The organism is Pseudomonas sp. NKUCC02_KPG (assembly GCF_019345465.1).
Lineage (GTDB): Bacteria > Pseudomonadota > Gammaproteobacteria > Pseudomonadales > Pseudomonadaceae > Aquipseudomonas.
Genome location: NZ_JAHKRC010000015.1, coordinates 33,712 through 50,105 on the forward strand (window position 1 = coordinate 33,712; position 16,394 = coordinate 50,105).

Below are 16,394 nucleotides of genomic sequence, written 5' to 3' on the forward strand. Positions count from 1 at the left end.
ATGTTTGATCAGCCCGCCAACCGCTGCAACTGCTCGCTGGCCCGCTCGGCGAACAATTGCAGCAACCCTTCCAGCGTATGCGCCGGGGCTTCGTCCGCCCGGGTCACCGCGTACAGCGTAATCGGCAGCGCCGGGCTCAAGGGCCGGATCAAGGTGCTTGCCCGTGAAGCACCCAACGCCGTAAACGGATCAATCACCGCCAACCCCGCACCCGACTCCACCATCGCCCGCGCCAGCGAATAGGTCTGCACCGCGATGCTGATGCGCGGCGGTGGCTCTACTGCTTGCAGGTAGCTGTCCAGCCGGGCAAACAGCGGATCGGCACTGCTCAGCCCGATCAACGGCGCGTCCGCCAGCTCATCCAGTGCGAGCGGTACGCCTTCGCTTTCATCCGCCCAGTAACCCCGCGGCGCCAGCGCTACGAGTACACCGTGGGCCAGCGCCCGCGCCTTGAGCCCCGGATGATCGGGCAGCTTGAAGGTCAGGGCCACGTCCAGTTCGCGCATCAACAGGTTCTGCACCAGCTCACGGCTGTGGGCGCTGGCCAGTTCACAGTTGATATCGGGATAACGACGGGTCCACTCGCTGATCACCGGCGGCAACAGTGACAACGCCAGCGCGGGCGTGCTGCCAATGCGCAAACGATGCCCCGGCTCACGGCGCAGGCTTTCGGCCAGGCGCTGCACACCTTGCAGGCTCTCGGTCACCTTGTCGACTTCGCGCTCCAGCAACAGCGCTTCGGGGGTGGGCTGCAACTTGCCGCGCACCCGCAGAAACAGCGGGAACCCCAACCGCTGTTCAGCGTGTTGCAGCACCTTGCTCACCGCAGGCTGGGAGACATGCAGCAACTGGGCAGCCGCACTCACCGACCCGGTTTGGCGAATCGCCTGGAACACTTCTATATGACGCAAGCGCATGGCAGCAGTCCATAACCTTTGTTTATGGGAGGACCATCTTTATTCATTGTTCGCCGCCTGTCACCTGCCCCTAACCTGAAGCCTGTTCAACAGTGGCTAGGGACTGACATGGCACAGCGAGTTTGCATCATCGGCGGGGGCGTTATCGGGCTGGCAACGGCGTATGCATTGGTGCGCGACGGCTTTGACGTGAGCGTGATCGAGGCCCAGCCCACCCTGGGCAGCCAGACCAGCTTTGCCAATGGCGGTCAGCTTTCCTACCGCTACGTCGCCCCCCTGGCCGATGCCGGTGTGCCCTTGCAAGCGGTGGGCTGGATGCTGCGCGGCGACTCGCCGCTCAAGCTGCGCCCACGCATGGACCCGGCCCAATGGCGCTGGCTGGCGTCGTTTATAGCCGCGTGCCGTGGTTCGGTGAACCAGCGCAATGGCGCGCATTTGCTGCGTCTGGCATTGCTCAGCCAGGCCACATTGCAGCAATGGCGCGAAGAAGATCAGCTGGACGGTTTCGCCTGGCAGCGCAACGGCAAACTGGTGGCGTTTCGTGAACGCAGCCACTTCGACAAAGCGCGCAAAAAAGTTATCCACAGCTCATTTCAACACGCGCTGTCCGCCAGCGAATGCGCCAGCCTGGAACCCGGCCTGCAAGGCTCGGCATTTGTGGGAGGTATCTACACCCCGAGCGAAGAGGTCGGTGACTGCCACGCGTTCTGCCAACAACTGGTCGCCCGCTTGCAGGCCAGTGGCCGTTGCACGTTCTTGCTGGGTAAAACCGTCACCCGCCTGCGTCATGCCAACGGTGAAGTCCAGGCTGTGGAAATGGGCGACGAGGTGCTGGCGGTGGATCAACTTGTGCTCGCAGCGGGGCACAACAGCCCGGCCCTGCGCCTGCCGGGGATGAACCTGCCGCTGTACCCGCTCAAGGGCTACAGCCTCACGCTTGCCCTGACCGACCCGCAAAAAGCGCCACAGGTGAGCATCACCGACTACGACCGCAAAATTGTCTACGCCCGCATTGGCGAGCAATTGCGCATTGCCGCGATGGTCGACATTGTCGGCTTCGATCCCTCGCTGGACCCCAAGCGCCTGGCGCAAATGCGCCAACTGGCCAGCAGTACTTTCCCGGAAGCGGGCGATTATCACGACGCTATCGAGTGGGCTGGCATGCGTCCTGCTACCCCGAGTGGCGTTCCCATTCTTGGCGCCAGTGGCTACCGCAACCTGTGGCTCAACCTGGGCCACGGCGCGCTGGGCTTTACCCTGGCCTGTGGCAGCGGGCGCTTGCTGAGCGAGCTAATTGCACACCGTAAAACGTCCATTGACCTGCAAGGCCTGGCTGCCTGAGTGCACCCTCCCAACCAGAAGGAATGCCCGATGACGATTGCCCGCATCAACAGCAATGACCGTTTGAGCGCCGCCGCGACGTTCGAGGCGCTGGTATTTTTGTCCGGACAAGTTCCTACGCAAAGCGAGGACATCACGGCACAGACTCAAGAGGTCTTGAGCAAGATCGACGCACTGCTGGCCGAAACCGGCAGCGACAAGGACCACATCCTTAACGCCACCATTTACCTGCAAGACATTCAGCGCGACTTCGCCGCCATGAATGCCGTGTGGTCAGCCTGGCTATCGGCAGGCAAGGCGCCTACCCGCACCACCCTGCAAGCCGAACTGGCACGGCCTCAGGTGTTGGTGGAAATAAGCGTGATTGCCGTTCGTCATTAATCTGTTTTAAGGGAAAACAACAACATGAAAAAACTTACCTTGATCAGTTGCACCCTGGGCCTGTTGATCAGCCACACCGTGCAAGCCAATGAGACGCCGCTGCAAGGCACGCTAAAGAAAATCGCCGACTCCGGAAGTATTACCTTGGGTTATCGCGATGCCTCGGTACCGTTTTCGTATGTCGGGGACAACAGCGGCAAACCGATGGGCTATTCGGTGGAGTTGGCGAACAAAATCGTTGAACGTATCCAGCAGCAAGTGGGCGACAAACCGCTGAAGGTCAAATACAACCTGGTGACTTCGCAAACCCGTATCCCGCTGGTGCAGAACGGCACCGTTGACCTGGAGTGCGGCTCAACCGGCGTGACCGCCGAGCGGCAAAAGCAGGTGGCGTTTTCCTATGGGTTTATTTACGTCAAAGGCCAATTGCTGACCGCCAAGGACAGCGGCATCAAGGGCTTCGATGATTTGCGGGACAAGAACGTCGTCACGACGGCTGGCACCACCAATGAGCGCTTCATCAAAAGCTACAGCGCCGACCACAAGATGGGCATGAACGTCATCAGCGCCAAAGACCATGGCGAAGCCTTCAAGATGCTCGAAACCGGCCGCGCCGTAGCGTTTTACATGGACGACGCGCTGCTTTACGGCGAACGCGCCAAAGCCCGTGATCCGCACAAATGGGTGGTTGTAGGGGATGAACAATCCCGGGAAATCTACAGCTGCATGGTGCGCAAGGACGACCCGCAGTTCCTGGCGGTGGTCAACAAGACCCTGGCTGATTTGTATCAGTCCGGTGAAATCACCAGCATTTACCAGCGCTGGTTTGAACAACCGATCCCGCCCAACGGCCTGAACCTGGAATTCCCGATGACCGCCGAGCTAAAACAGATCATCGCCAAGCCGGTGAGTGATCCGGTGGAGTAAGGGCGTCAAAAAAAGTCTTCCGTTACACCCTCACCTTCAAACCAGCTGTCCCAAGACGCGCCTGCTGCACTCAGGCGCGTGCTGCTTCCGTGCGTTGCCAGCGTATCCAGCGACTTGTCGACATAACCCTTGGCCAGCTCCACCAAGTGCATGACCGACAACACCAAATCGCGCGCAGGCCCGCTCAGGCCATTCCCCGCCTCATTCGCGCAGGCACCCGCACAGCGCAACAAGTCTGACGCCTGGGCCAAAGCCGCTTCTGAATTGACACTGTCCGGGATGGCCAGCATGGCCGTGCCTATAGGGCGATAAGGCTTATGGTTTTGCAGGTAGTAATTGAGCGCACGTTCGACGGCGATACGATCCAGCAACGGGTCGTTACTGTCAGCAGCATCGAGGGGAGAAACGGGTGGATCGGGGGTGATTTTTTCATGGCTAGCTCCGAACTCGTTTAGGGAGCTGCCCCCAAGTCGCTACTAAACGAACGGGTGGCAGCCGTACGCAGGTTAGTAGACCGGTGAGCTCGGAAACCGGCGCGCCCGAAGGCGCCCTGCGCACGGCCACCATAAAGCGGGGCCGAAAAAAAGCGCCTCACTAAGGTGGCGCCTTGCGCCTTGCTCATCTACCAGGCTACTAAACCCGACCGCTGTTTTGCAGCGATTGGCCGAGACTATTCCCCGAAATGGACAGGCGCAAGCGAACGGAATCTTCTCGGATGATTCACGAGAATGAAAGCGAAACGTCGTACGAAACCACTGAAATTGAAGCCCGCTCCCACAAAAGCAAAAAAGGGCTGAGGCTGACTTAGAAATCGCCCCACAACTGCTGCGCCACGGCCAGGGCTACCACCGGCGCGGTTTCGGTGCGCAGCACCCGTGGGCCAAGGCGTGCAGGCTGGTAGCCGGCGGCTTGGGCCAGATCGATTTCGTTGTCGGTCAGGCCGCCTTCAGGGCCGATCAAGAACGCCAGCGTCGCAGGCTTGGCGTGACTGGCCAAGGGCTCCGATACCGGGTGCAGCACCAGTTTCAAGTCAGCCTGCGTGGTTTTGATCCAGTCGCCGAGCAGCACTGGCGGATGAATCACCGGCACCCGCGAACGGCCGCATTGCTCGCACGCACTGATCGCCACTTGCCGCCAGTGGGCCAGGCGCTTGTCGGCGCGCTCGTCCTTGAGCCGCACTTCGCAGCGCTCGCTCATGATCGGCGTGATTTCAGTGACCCCCAGTTCAGTGGCCTTTTGAATCGCCCAGTCCATGCGCTCGCCACGGGACAGGCCCTGGCCGAGGTGAATGGCCAATGGCGATTCGATTTGCCCGACAAAGGTTTCGTCCAGCAACACGCGCACGCGTTTTTTGCCGACTTCCAGCAAGCGCCCCAGAAACTCCTGGCCCGAGCCGTCGAATACCTGCAGGGCATCGCCCTCGGCCATACGCAGCACGCGGCCAATGTAATGCGCCTGGGCCTCAGGCAACTCATGTTCACCAAGGCTCAAGGGAGCGTCGATAAAGAAGCGGGACAATCTCATTTATATTCTCTGGAAAAGGGCTCTGTACTTTGTAGTCGCTGCCGCAGGCTGCGAAGAGCTCCAGGGCGGACAGGACTGCTGCGCAGCCCATCGCAGCCTGCGGCAGCGACTACAAGGGGATGCTGCGGTTTAACCCGGGTCACGGAAGTCTGGATGAAAGTTCGACGGCACGGCCACGCTGATGTCGTTGCGCGTCGCAAGGTCGATCCCTTCACTGGCCACCTCGGCCAAAAAGTCGATCTGCTCCGGGGTGATCACGTAAGGCGGCAAGAAATACACCACGCTGCCCAATGGACGCAACAACGCGCCCCGCTCCAGCGCGTGCTGGAAGACTTTCAGGCCTCGACGTTCCTGCCACGGGTATGCAGTTTTGCTGGCTTTGTCCTGGACCATTTCAATGGCCAGGACCATACCAGTCTGACGCACCTCCGAGACATGGGGATGGTCTACCAGATGCGCGGTGGCGCTGGCCATGCGTTGCGCCAGGGCCTTGTTGTTTTCGATCACGTTGTCTTCTTCGAAGATATCCAACGTCGCCAGGGCCGCCGCGCAGGCCAGCGGATTACCCGTGTAGCTATGGGAATGCAGAAAGGCGCGCAAGGTCGGGTAGTCATCATAAAACGCGCTGTACACCTCGTCCGTGGTGACGCATGCAGCCAGCGGCAAATAGCCACCGGTCAGCGCCTTGGACAGGCACAGGAAGTCCGGTGTGATGCCCGCCTGCTCACAGGCAAACATCGTCCCGGTTCGACCAAAGCCCACGGCGATTTCATCGAGGATCAGATGCACGCCGTAGCGATCACAGGCCTCGCGCAGCAGTGTGAGGTAGACCGGGTGGTACATGCGCATGCCGCCCGCGCCCTGGATCAGCGGCTCAACGATCACCGCCGCAACCGTGTCGTGATGCTCGGCCAGTGTCTGTTCCATGGCCAGAAACATCGTGCGAGAGTGCGCTTCCCAACTCACGCCTTCGGGGCGCAGGTAGCAATCGGGGCTAGGCACTTTGATGGTATCGAGCAGCAACGCCTTGTAGGTTTCGGTGAACAACGGCACATCACCCACCGACATGGCTGCCATGGTTTCGCCGTGGTAGCTGTTGGTCAGGGTCACGAAGCGTTTTTTATTCGGCTGTTCGCGATTGAGCCAGTAGTGAAAGCTCATTTTCAGCGCAACTTCGATACACGACGATCCGTTATCGGCGTAGAAGCAACGAGTCAGCCCTTCAGGCGTCATGTTCACCAGACGCTCGGACAGTTCGATCACCGGCTGATGGCTGAAACCGGCAAGGATCACGTGCTCCAGTTGATCGACCTGATCCTTGATGCGCTGATTGATACGCGGGTTGCAGTGGCCAAACACGTTGACCCACCAGGAACTCACCGCATCCAGGTAACGTTTGCCTTCGAAGTCTTCAAGCCACACACCTTCGCCGCGCTTGATCGGGATCAACGGCAGTTGCTCGTGATCCTTCATTTGGGTGCAGGGGTGCCATAACACGGCAAGGTCGCGCTGCATCCACTGATTATTCAGGCCCATTTCCACTCTCCTGGCGCTGGTTCCCGACATCTGCGGGTAAACAATCGCGCAAGCCTATGCAATCCGCAGGCGTGTCACAACCCATTACAAATTCCGGCAGCGTATAGACGCTTGCAGACCCGCAAGAAGGACACTAAATATTGTTAACGTTTGCTTAATTATTGCCTCACAGGCTACACATCGTATTTATCGATACCTTGCAGCTAAAAAATGAGCTTTCAATCGATAGGTAAACCATTAGTCTTAGATCCAAGTTCCTACAGGATGTTGGCAATGCAGCTACGTAACTCTTCTTCTCGATATGGTGCCGTCAGCATTCTCATGCACTGGACCGTTGCGCTCGCGGTGTTCGGACTGTTCGCCCTGGGTTTATGGATGGTCGGTCTGGACTATTACAGCCCTTGGCGCAAAGAAGCCCCTGACCTGCATAAAAGCATTGGCCTGACGTTGCTCGCCGTGATGGTGCTGCGTGTACTGTGGATCTGGATCAGCCCGGCGCCACCGGCACTGGCCAGTTACAGCAAGGCAACGCGTATTGGGGCCAAACTCGGCCACGGCTTTTTGTACCTGAGCCTGTTTGCCGTGATGATCGCCGGCTACCTGATCTCCACCGCAGAAGGCGTGGGCATCCCGGTCTTCGGCCTGTTTGAAGTCCCTGCACTGATTTCCAACCTGCCCGACCAGGCCGATGTGGCCGGTGTCGTGCACTTATACCTGGCGTGGACCGTGGTGATTTTTGCCGGTTTGCATGGTCTGATCGCTTTGAAACACCACTTTATAGATCGTGATGCGACCCTGACTCGTATGCTGGGGCGCAAAGCCTGATGCTCGACCTCAACTCAAAAGGAAAAGAAAGCATGTTGAAAAAGACCCTCGCTGCGCTCGCTCTCGGTACCGCACTGCTGACCGCAGGCCAGGCCATGGCTGCTGACTACACCATCGACAAGGAAGGCCAGCACGCCTTTATCGACTGGAAAGTCAGCCACCTGGGCTTCAGCTTCATTCACGGTACTTTCAAGGACTGGAGCGGCACATTCTCGTGGGATGCAGCCAAGCCTGCCGACAGCAAGATTGACGTGACCCTGAAAACCGCCAGCCTGTTTTCCAACCACGCAGAACGTGACAAGCACATCGCCAGCAAAGACTTCCTGGACGTGAGCAAGTACCCGGAAGCGACCTTCAAGTCGACCAAGGTTGTGCCGACTGGCGACAAAACAGCTGACGTGACAGGCGATCTGACCCTGCACGGCGTGACCAAGCCTGTGACCTTCAAGGCAACGTTCAACGGCGAAGGCAAGGACCCATGGGGTGGCGAACGCGCTGGCTTCAACGCGACCACGACTGTGAACCTGAGCGACTTCGGCATCAAATCCCCAAGCAAGGATCAGACCCTGAGCCTGGATATCTCGCTCGAAGGCGTGAAGGCCAAGTAATAGCGCTTCTATACGGCTAACAAAAAACGCCCCGGCTTGCGAAAGCCGGGGCGTTTTTTTGTGCGGATCAAAAGCGCCCTCTCTACCGTGAGGGCGCTTTAGACTCAGCGGTTACGCGTCAGCAGTGCCGGCTTCTCGCCACGAGGGCGGTTCGGCAGTTGATCGAGCTGCTCAGGCGTCGGGAAGCGATCGCTTTTCGACTCTTTGTGCATGATCTTCGGCTGATTCTCACGTGGGCCTTTAACCGCTGGCTCTTGACGGGCATCGTCACGGGCCGGGCGGTTTTCGCGACGGGCTTGACCGTCACGCGGGGCACCACTGCGTGGACCGCTGCGCTTGGCAGGCGGTGTGCCAGTGGTAGCGCCGCTGCCAGTACGCGGAGCATTCTGACGACCACCGGTACGCGCGGCAGGTGCTGCGCCAGTGCCTTGAGCCGGAGCTCCCGGACGACGGCCGCGGCTCTGGTTGTTTTTGTTCTGGTACGGGCTGACGTAATCAGCGCGGTTACCAAAGTTGTCCACATCGTCATCACGGAACTCGTCCGGCGCACGGTTGGCGTCTGAACGAGGCGCTGGCTGACGCTGCTCACGGGCAGGCTGAGCTTCGCGTGGCTTTTGCTCACGAGCTGGACGCTCGCTGCGAGCAGCCGCCGGTTTTTCTTTGCTCTTTTCCTTGCCCTTGTCTTTACGACCGCCGCCACCGCCCGGGTTACCCGGACCGTCGCCACGTGGACCGCGTGGCGTGTTGCGCGGGTTACGCACATCCGGACGCTCGCGTACTTCAGGCTTTTCGGCCTCTACGGTGCTGGAGTCAAAACCCATCAGATCACCATCGGCGATTTTCTGGCGGGTCATGCGCTCGATGCTTTTCAGCAGTTTTTCTTCGTCCGGAGCGACCAGCGAGATGGCCTCACCCGAACGACCGGCACGGCCAGTACGGCCGATACGGTGAACGTAATCTTCGTCGACGTTTGGCAGCTCGAAGTTGACCACGTGTGGCAACTGATCGATATCCAGGCCGCGAGCGGCGATATCGGTCGCTACCAGAATGCGTACGGCACCGGCTTTAAAGTCGGCCAGGGCTTTGGTTCGTGCGTTCTGGCTCTTGTTGCCGTGGATGGCCACAGCGCTAAGGCCGTGCTTGTCCAGGTACTCGGCCAGACGGTTGGCACCGTGCTTGGTCCGGGTAAAGACCAGAACCTGTTCCCAGGCGCCTGCGGTGATCAAGTGCGCCAGCAGGGCACGCTTGTGGGTAGCGGGCAGACGGAAAACCCGTTGCTCGATACGCTCGACCGTGGTGTTGGGTGGCGTAACTTCGATACGTTCCGGGTTGCGCAGCAGCTTGCCGGCCAGATCGGTAATGTCCTTGGAGAACGTCGCCGAAAACAGCAGGTTTTGACGCTTGGCTGGCAGACGCGCGAGGACTTTTTTCACGTCATGGACGAAGCCCATGTCGAGCATGCGGTCGGCTTCGTCGAGCACCAGGATTTCAACGTGGGACAGATCTACGCTGCCTTGACCGGCCAGGTCGAGCAAACGACCCGGGCAGGCAACCAGTACGTCAACACCGCGGGCCAGAGCCTGGACCTGAGGGTTGGTACCCACACCGCCGAACACGCAGGCGCTGACGAACTTCAGATCGCGGGCATAGAGCTTGAAGCTCTCGTGCACCTGGGCGGCGAGTTCGCGGGTCGGTGTCAGGACCAGCACGCGTGGTTGGCGTGGGCCGTGGCGCTGGGATTTGTCCGGGTGGCCATTGGGAAACAGCTTTTCCAGGATCGGAAGAGCGAAGCCGCCGGTTTTACCAGTACCTGTCTGAGCCGCAACCATCAGGTCGCGACCTTGCAACACGGCGGGGATGGCCCGCTGTTGCACCGGAGTAGGCTCGGTATAGCCCGCAGCTTCAATGGCGCGGACTAAAGCCTCGGAGAGACCGAGGGAAGCAAAGGACATGAGAAATCCTGTTCTAGTTAGGGCTTGGCCCAAAGGGATAGTCTTGCCTGGCGTGAATGGCGTTTAAGATGACGCAATCCCGTCCGGTCCTGCTCCAGTCCACAAGGCTCATGCGCACCGCTCGCGCGGGCAAGAGCTGCGCAGTAGCGGGGTTGAGTGGCTTGTACAAGGACGAGCGGCCGGGCGTAAGCCTGGCGGAAAGCCCGGAGTATAACAGAGCAATCACGGCGCGCCGATTTCATGCTGCCCAACGGTTTTTTCAAGAGGAGCCAAAAAACCTGTAGTCGCTGCCGAAGGCTGCGAAGGGTTGCGAAGCAACCCGTTCCCTCGAAGGCCCATCGGACCTTCTCGCAGCCTGCGGCAGCGACTACCGTTTTCTGTTTAGCGCGGCAGCTTGAGGTTGTTCCAGATCGCCAGGCTCGGATCAGCCTGGTTCAGGGTGTAGAAGTGCAACCCCGGTGCGCCGCCATCAAGCAGGCGCTCGCACATTTCGCTGATGACCTGCTCGCCAAACGCCTGGATGCTCTGCGTATCGTCGCCATAGGCTTCAAGTTGCTTGCGGATCCAGCGCGGGATTTCAGCACCACAGGCGTCAGAAAAACGCGCCAGCTTGCTGTAGTTGGTGATCGGCATGATGCCCGGCACGATAGGGATCATCACTCCTGCAGCTTCCACGCGCTCGACAAAACGGAAGTAGCTGTCGGCGTTGAAGAAGTACTGGGTGATCGCACTGTCAGCGCCAGCTTGGGCCTTGCGTACGAAGTTGCTGATATCGTCTTCGAAGTTGCGCGCTTGCGGGTGCATTTCCGGGTAGGCGGCCACTTCGATGTGGAAGTGATCGCCGGTTTCTTCACGAATGAAGCTCACCAGGTCATTGGCGTAGCGCAGCTCACCACTGGCCATGCCCATACCCGAAGGCAGGTCGCCGCGCAGTGCAACAATGCGTTTGATACCTGCAGCCTTGTACTGGGCCAACAGGCCGCGCAAATCGGCCTTGCTGTCACCCACGCAGGACAGGTGCGGTGCAGCAGGCACTTTTACTTCGCTCTCCAGCTGCAGCACGGTATTGATCGTGCGGTCGCGGGTCGAGCCACCGGCACCATAGGTGCAGGAGAAAAAATCCGGGTTGTAGGTCGCCAGTTGGCGAGCCGTGTTCATCAGCTTTTCATGTCCAGCATCGGTCTTGGTCGGGAAGAACTCGAAGCTGAAACGACGGTCTTGAGACATGGGAATACCCTTGCGTACGCGAAGGAGGCCAGTGATGCCCCCTGACGCTGAACTCACACAAAAAAAAGGCGGTCAGTGCAAGCCTGACCGCCTTTTTTAATCAGTAGCGATAAGCGTCTGGCTTGAACGGGCCTTCGACGGTAACGCCGATGTAGTCAGCCTGTTGCTTGGTCAGTTGCGTGACCACGCCGCCGAAGCCGCGAACCATTTCCAGGGCCACTTCTTCGTCCAGCTTCTTCGGCAGGACTTCTACGGTCAGGCGCTCGGCTTGCAGCTCGGCTGGCAGGTCAGCGTACTTCTGGGCGAACAGGAAGATCTGGGCCAGAACCTGGTTGGCGAACGAACCGTCCATGATGCGGCTTGGGTGACCTGTGGCGTTGCCCAGGTTAACCAGACGGCCTTCGGCCAGCAGGATCAGGTAGTCGTCGTTCTGTGGGTCGAATTCGCCCAGGCCAGTACGGTGAACCTTGTGAACCTGTGGCTTCACTTCTTCCCATGCCCAGTTCTTGCGCATGAAAGCGGTGTCGATTTCGTTGTCGAAGTGACCGATGTTGCACACTACGGCGCGTTTTTTCAGCGCAGCCAGCATGTTTTTGTCGCACACGTTAACGTTACCGGTGGTGGTCACGATCAGGTCGATCTTGCCCAGCAGCGCAGCATCGATGCTGGCAGCAGTGCCGTCGTTCTGGCCGTTGATGAACGGCGAAACCACTTCAAAACCGTCCATGCAGGCTTGCATGGCGCAGATCGGGTCAACTTCGGACACTTTAACGATCATGCCTTCCTGACGCAGGGACTGGGCCGAACCCTTGCCCACGTCACCGTAGCCGATGACCAGTGCTTGCTTGCCGGACAACAGGTGGTCAGTACCACGCTTGATGGCATCGTTCAGGCTGTGACGGCAGCCGTACTTGTTGTCGTTTTTGCTTTTGGTGACCGAGTCGTTGACGTTGATCGCAGGGATCATCAGCTCGCCTTTGGCCAGCATGTCCAGCAGACGGTGAACACCGGTGGTGGTTTCTTCAGTCACGCCGTGGATCTTTTTCAGCATGGCCGGGTATTTCTTGTGCAGCAGCTCGGTCAGGTCGCCGCCGTCGTCGAGGATCATGTTGGCATCCCAAGGCTCGCCATCTTTGAGGATGGTTTGCTCAAGGCACCACTCGTACTCTTCTTCAGTCTCGCCTTTCCAGGCGAAAACCGGGATACCGGCAGCAGCGATAGCAGCGGCAGCCTGATCCTGAGTCGAGAAGATGTTGCACGAGGACCAACGCACTTCGGCACCCAGGGCAACCAGGGTTTCGATCAGTACGGCGGTCTGGATGGTCATGTGAATGCAGCCCAGAATCTTCGCGCCCTTGAGCGGTTGTTCTGCTGCATAACGGCGGCGCAGACCCATCAGGGCTGGCATTTCGGACTCGGCGATGAACGTTTCGCGACGGCCCCATTGGGCGAGGGACATATCAGCGACTTTATAGTCGGTAAAACCTGCAGGCGTGTTTACAGCGCTCATCAAGAGCCTCCATTCGTTTAATCGCGAATGGGCGCCGTTGTGCGTTTAGTGCCTGAACAGGGGACCCTGATCAAACAACGCCCCATCCGAGCCTGACAGGTTGAACCTGCTGCAGCGCCCCTCGGACAGGTGGCGGGAACGGTACTGGGTATTAATGACCGTTTTGAAACGGGGGGTATTATAGCCATCCGGGCAAGTGATCCCAAGGCTTTTTCTTTGACCCTATCGAGACCATAGTCCAAGGTTAATAGAGCTAAGTGCCGTGGTCTGACATCATGGCCCGCATCTAAGGCAAGACGGTCAGGAGCGAATATGAATTTTCACACCCGCAAATGGGTTAAACCCGAAGACCTCAACCCCAACGGCACCCTGTTCGGTGGCAGCCTGCTGCGCTGGATCGACGAAGAAGCCGCGATTTACGCCATCGTCCAACTGGGCAACCAGCGCGTGGTCACCAAGTACATCTCCGAAATCAACTTTGTCAGTGCTTCGCGCCAGGGCGACATCATCGAACTGGGCATCACCGCCACTGAATTTGGCCGCACCTCGATCACTCTGACCTGCGAAGTGCGCAACAAGATCACCCGCAAAAGCATCCTGACGGTGGACAAGATGGTCTTCGTCAACCTGGGCGAGGACGGCCTGCCCGCACCGCACGGGCGCACCGAGATCAAATACGTCAAAGACCAGTTTCAGGACTGATGACCAGGCTTGATGCCTGGCCTATGTAGTCGCTGCCGCAGGCTGCGAAGGGTTGCGCAGCAACCCGTTTAATTGGAGGCCCATCGGCCCCATCGCAGCCTTCGGCAGCGACTACAGGTTTTGAGTGAACAGCTACAGCCCCTGCGTGTCGTACCTTTACACACGCAACGGTCATGAAGCTCATGGAAACCCAAAAGTCCGGCAAAACCCCCAACCTGTCGGCTGAAGAAGAGCACGACGTCACCAAAAACCAGCCACCACGCGCCGCCGTCCTGCACGAAATCATTCGCTTGCAGGGCGATCAGGAGCTGGAGCGCAGCATCGCCGCCCTGTTCTGGTCGGCACTCGCCGCAGGGCTGACCATGGGCCTGTCGCTTATGGCCATGGGCTTGCTCAACTCGCGCCTGCCCGACGGCGAAGCCTTCAAGGTCATCGCCAGCTTCGGTTACTGCGCAGGTTTTTTGGCCGTCATCCTTTCCCGCCAGCAATTGTTCACCGAAAACACCCTGACCGCCGTGTTGCCGATCATGAGCAAACCCACGCTCAACAATTTCGGGCGCCTGCTGCGGCTCTGGGGGGTGGTGCTGGTGGGTAACCTGATGGGCACCCTGCTGGTGGCCTACGTCATGCTGCACCTGCCGATTTTCGATACGCCGACCGACAAGGCCTTTCTTGAAATCGGCCGCAAGGTCATGGAAAACGACGCCAGTCAGATGTTTGCCAAGGGCATCGTTTCAGGCTGGATGATCGCCACCATGGTGTGGATGATCCCTTCCATGGAGAGTGCCAAGATGTGGATCATCATCCTCATCACCTACTTGATGGCGCTGGGCGACTTCACCCACATCGTGGTCGGCACGGCCGAAGTGTCCTATCTGGTGTTTGCCGGGGAACTGCCCTGGAAAGACTTCTGGCTGATCTTTGCCGGCCCGACCCTGGCCGGCAATATCATCGGTGGCAGTTTTATTTTTGCCCTGATCAGTCACGCGCAGGTTCGCAGTGACACTAAAAAACTGCCCTGAATCAGATCACGTAATGCGCGATGGCCACAAAGTGCAGCAGGCTGCCGGCAATCACAAACAGATGCCAGATACCGTGGGCATGGCGCAGGCGGTGGTCCAGGGCAAAAAAGATAATCCCCACGGTGTACATCACCCCGCCCGTGGCCAGCCAGATAAAGCCCGCGGTGCCCAGCGCCGCGAGTAACGGCTTGACGGCCACCAGCACAATCCAGCCCATCACCGCGTAAATCACGATAGACAGAATGCGCGCCTCGGAGCGTGGCTTGATCTCTTGCAGCATGCCGATCACCGCCATGCCCCACACAATCCCGAACAGCGACCAGCCCCACGGGCCATGTAGCGTGACCAGGCAAAACGGCGTGTAACTGCCCGCGATCAGCAGGTAAATCGACAAGTGATCAAACTTTTGCATGATCACCTTGGAGCGCCCGCGCACGCTGTGGTACACGGTCGATACGCTGTACAACAGCACCAGCGTGACGCCATAAATGGCCACACTGACAATCTTTTGCGGGCTGCCATCCAGGCACGCCATCACCAGCAACCAGATACTGCCCACTGCTGCTGCAACCGCACCCACCAGATGAGTCCAGGCGTTGAGCTTTTCACCGTGATACATGTGCAACATCCTCAAGAACTGACAGTGCGACTGTGTCACCCGGTTACTAGATAAGGGTCAGGGGTGTGAAGTTAAAGGGCAATGCGGCGATTCAAGATGTTCGTGATGGCGGCACCACGAGACCGCATCGCCAGCATCGCGAGCAAGCCCGCTCCCACATGATCCAGAAACTCGCCAGCGTTGGCTGCAGACGCTTCTCGTTAATCGCCAAATGCCTCAAACCGCAGCATCAGCACCTGTTCAAGCAACTGCTGCGTGCTGCCCAACAGGCTCGCCAACAATCCCTCATCTTCGTCCATGTAACCTTCGTATTCCGCGAGGTTACGGCGCTCATGGCACAAGGCAAACAAACGCACCTGCACTTTGTCGATTGTTGACGTATGGATCAGGCTTTGAAAAACCAGATAACGCCGGTCTGATCGATACCCGTACAGCCGCAAGGCGGTCAGTGCAATGGCGTGGGCTGCGTTGTAGGCCAGATCGAAACGGCTGGCGAAAGACAACTGGGCGCTGCCTGCATCTTTCAGGCGATCAACCGCTGAACGCAGCAGCCCTTCACACTCCTTGCGATCGGGTGGTTCAACCTTCAAGCCTCCAGTGCGTACCAGATTTTCCAGGTTTTCATTTTTCTCCATCCACGGGCTCCAGCGGGTCATGACCGATCAGCGTGATTTTTTCCTGTTGCGCAACCCTCACGACAAAGCTGTTTCCGGCAGCCAGCTTGGCGGCCCAGTCCTGAGGGGTGTAGAGCGTCGGGTTGATGGTACGACCCAACGATTCTTCAAGCGGCATCAGGTGCTCCATGACGTCACTGTAATGCAGGTTTTCACCCATCAGCATAAGGTCGATATCGCTGCCGACGTGTGCCTGATCCTTGGCAACCGAGCCATATACAAATGCCCATTGCAACTGTTCTGCGAAAGGCATCAGTGCCACACGCAGCGGTTCAGAGAGCCCCGAGGTCTTGCGGATAATGCTCAGCAGCTCCTGATAAATCGGGCACTGTGCATTTGCCTGGTAGTGAGCCTGATTTCCCTGACGGGTCACAGTGAGAATGCCTGATCGCTCTAGACGCCCCAGCTCGCGCGTCAAACTGCCTTTGCCTACCTTTGCCCAACGTGCAATTTCATTGACGTAAAAGCTCTGGCCAGGCTTGCCAAAAAGCAGGCCCAGCACTTTTTGCTGCGTGGTGGTAAAGAGCGCATCACTGAGCGATAACATGTTCACGGCTCCGCCTAAGAGTCCCAAAAAGGGAACGATAAGTCCCTTTTAGGGACTGATCAAGCTTGACCTGTTAGAGCGG

17 protein-coding genes and 1 riboswitch are annotated in these 16,394 nt (G+C 58.7%); of the genes, 7 read left to right on the plus strand and 10 right to left on the minus strand.

The window, feature by feature from the left end; all coding sequences use genetic code 11:
• Nucleotides 1–8: 8 nt before the first annotated feature.
• The gene (locus KO536_RS19185; RefSeq protein WP_133075196.1) at nt 9–917 is read right to left on the minus strand and encodes a LysR family transcriptional regulator; all 909 of its coding nucleotides are present in this window, start codon (nt 915–917) and stop codon (nt 9–11) included.
• A gap of 108 nt (nt 918–1,025) precedes the next feature.
• On the opposite strand from KO536_RS19185, the gene KO536_RS19190 reads away from it, so the two are divergent.
• Genes KO536_RS19190 through KO536_RS19200 form a run of 3 tightly spaced genes read left to right on the plus strand, consistent with a single transcriptional unit; the run spans nt 1,026 to nt 3,566 of the window.
• Nucleotides 1,026–2,258: a D-amino acid dehydrogenase gene (locus KO536_RS19190; RefSeq protein WP_133075195.1), complete on the plus strand. Its 1,233-nt coding sequence runs from the start codon at nt 1,026–1,028 to the stop codon at nt 2,256–2,258.
• Between the two features lie 30 nt (nt 2,259–2,288).
• Nucleotides 2,289–2,639 carry a RidA family protein gene (locus KO536_RS19195; protein WP_219262656.1) on the plus strand — a complete coding sequence of 117 codons (351 nt, stop codon included), beginning with the start codon at nt 2,289–2,291 and terminating at the stop codon, nt 2,637–2,639.
• Nucleotides 2,640–2,663: 24 nt separating this feature from the next.
• Nucleotides 2,664–3,566 (plus strand): transporter substrate-binding domain-containing protein, encoded by a 903-nt coding sequence (locus KO536_RS19200; RefSeq protein WP_133075193.1) that lies wholly within the window; start codon nt 2,664–2,666, stop codon nt 3,564–3,566.
• Between the two features lie 5 nt (nt 3,567–3,571).
• On the opposite strand, the gene KO536_RS19205 is transcribed toward KO536_RS19200, so the two are convergent.
• The 3 genes from KO536_RS19205 to KO536_RS19215 form a co-directional block, all read right to left on the minus strand.
• On the minus strand, nt 3,572–3,937 hold the full coding sequence (locus tag KO536_RS19205) for a DUF6124 family protein (protein WP_257623006.1): 366 nt from the start codon (nt 3,935–3,937) through the stop codon (nt 3,572–3,574).
• A 433-nt stretch (nt 3,938–4,370) separates the two neighbouring features.
• On the minus strand, nt 4,371–5,090 hold the full coding sequence (locus KO536_RS19210; protein WP_219262657.1) for a 16S rRNA (uracil(1498)-N(3))-methyltransferase: 720 nt from the start codon (nt 5,088–5,090) through the stop codon (nt 4,371–4,373).
• Nucleotides 5,091–5,219: 129 nt separating this feature from the next.
• Entirely contained in the window at nt 5,220–6,626 is a 1,407-nt protein-coding gene (locus KO536_RS19215; protein ID WP_219262658.1) for an adenosylmethionine--8-amino-7-oxononanoate transaminase, read from the minus strand.
• Nucleotides 6,627–6,899: 273 nt separating this feature from the next.
• Here KO536_RS19215 and KO536_RS19220 point away from each other — a divergent pair, with 273 nt between their 5' ends.
• Both KO536_RS19220 and KO536_RS19225 read left to right on the plus strand, forming a co-directional pair.
• Entirely contained in the window at nt 6,900–7,451 is a 552-nt protein-coding gene (locus KO536_RS19220; protein ID WP_133075190.1) for a cytochrome b, read from the plus strand.
• A 32-nt stretch (nt 7,452–7,483) separates the two neighbouring features.
• Entirely contained in the window at nt 7,484–8,059 is a 576-nt protein-coding gene (locus KO536_RS19225; RefSeq protein ID WP_133075189.1) for a YceI family protein, read from the plus strand.
• Between the two features lie 104 nt (nt 8,060–8,163).
• Here the strand turns inward: KO536_RS19225 and KO536_RS19230 are convergent, their stop codons facing one another.
• From KO536_RS19230 to ahcY, 3 genes are all read right to left on the minus strand, one after another.
• Nucleotides 8,164–10,011, minus strand: a complete 1,848-nt coding sequence (locus tag KO536_RS19230) for a DEAD/DEAH box helicase (protein ID WP_133075188.1) — start codon at nt 10,009–10,011, stop codon at nt 8,164–8,166.
• 381 nt (nt 10,012–10,392) lie between these two features.
• On the minus strand, nt 10,393–11,238 hold the full coding sequence (metF, locus tag KO536_RS19235; protein WP_219262659.1) for a methylenetetrahydrofolate reductase [NAD(P)H]: 846 nt from the start codon (nt 11,236–11,238) through the stop codon (nt 10,393–10,395).
• Between the two features lie 100 nt (nt 11,239–11,338).
• On the minus strand, nt 11,339–12,748 hold the full coding sequence (gene ahcY / locus KO536_RS19240) for an adenosylhomocysteinase (protein ID WP_219262660.1): 1,410 nt from the start codon (nt 12,746–12,748) through the stop codon (nt 11,339–11,341).
• A gap of 22 nt (nt 12,749–12,770) precedes the next feature.
• Nucleotides 12,771–12,877: riboswitch (S-adenosyl-L-homocysteine riboswitch) on the minus strand.
• A gap of 183 nt (nt 12,878–13,060) precedes the next feature.
• On the opposite strand from ahcY, the gene KO536_RS19245 reads away from it, so the two are divergent.
• Nucleotides 13,061–13,450, plus strand: a complete 390-nt coding sequence (locus KO536_RS19245) for an acyl-CoA thioesterase (RefSeq protein WP_048361238.1) — start codon at nt 13,061–13,063, stop codon at nt 13,448–13,450.
• A gap of 182 nt (nt 13,451–13,632) precedes the next feature.
• Complete coding sequence (locus KO536_RS19250) at nt 13,633–14,472, plus strand: formate/nitrite transporter family protein (RefSeq protein ID WP_133075343.1); 840 nt, start codon at nt 13,633–13,635, stop codon at nt 14,470–14,472.
• Between the two features lies 1 nt (nt 14,473).
• On the opposite strand, the gene KO536_RS19255 is transcribed toward KO536_RS19250, so the two are convergent.
• From KO536_RS19255 to KO536_RS19265, 3 genes are all read right to left on the minus strand, one after another.
• Nucleotides 14,474–15,091, minus strand: a complete 618-nt coding sequence (locus KO536_RS19255; RefSeq protein WP_086795678.1) for a hemolysin III family protein — start codon at nt 15,089–15,091, stop codon at nt 14,474–14,476.
• Between the two features lie 200 nt (nt 15,092–15,291).
• Nucleotides 15,292–15,726 carry a hypothetical protein gene (locus KO536_RS19260; protein ID WP_133075185.1) on the minus strand — a complete coding sequence of 145 codons (435 nt, stop codon included), beginning with the start codon at nt 15,724–15,726 and terminating at the stop codon, nt 15,292–15,294.
• On the minus strand, nt 15,713–16,318 hold the full coding sequence (locus KO536_RS19265) for a transcriptional regulator (protein ID WP_133075184.1): 606 nt from the start codon (nt 16,316–16,318) through the stop codon (nt 15,713–15,715). The genes KO536_RS19260 and KO536_RS19265 overlap by 14 nt, the downstream gene beginning before the upstream one ends.
• Between the last annotated feature and the right edge of the window lie 76 nt (nt 16,319–16,394).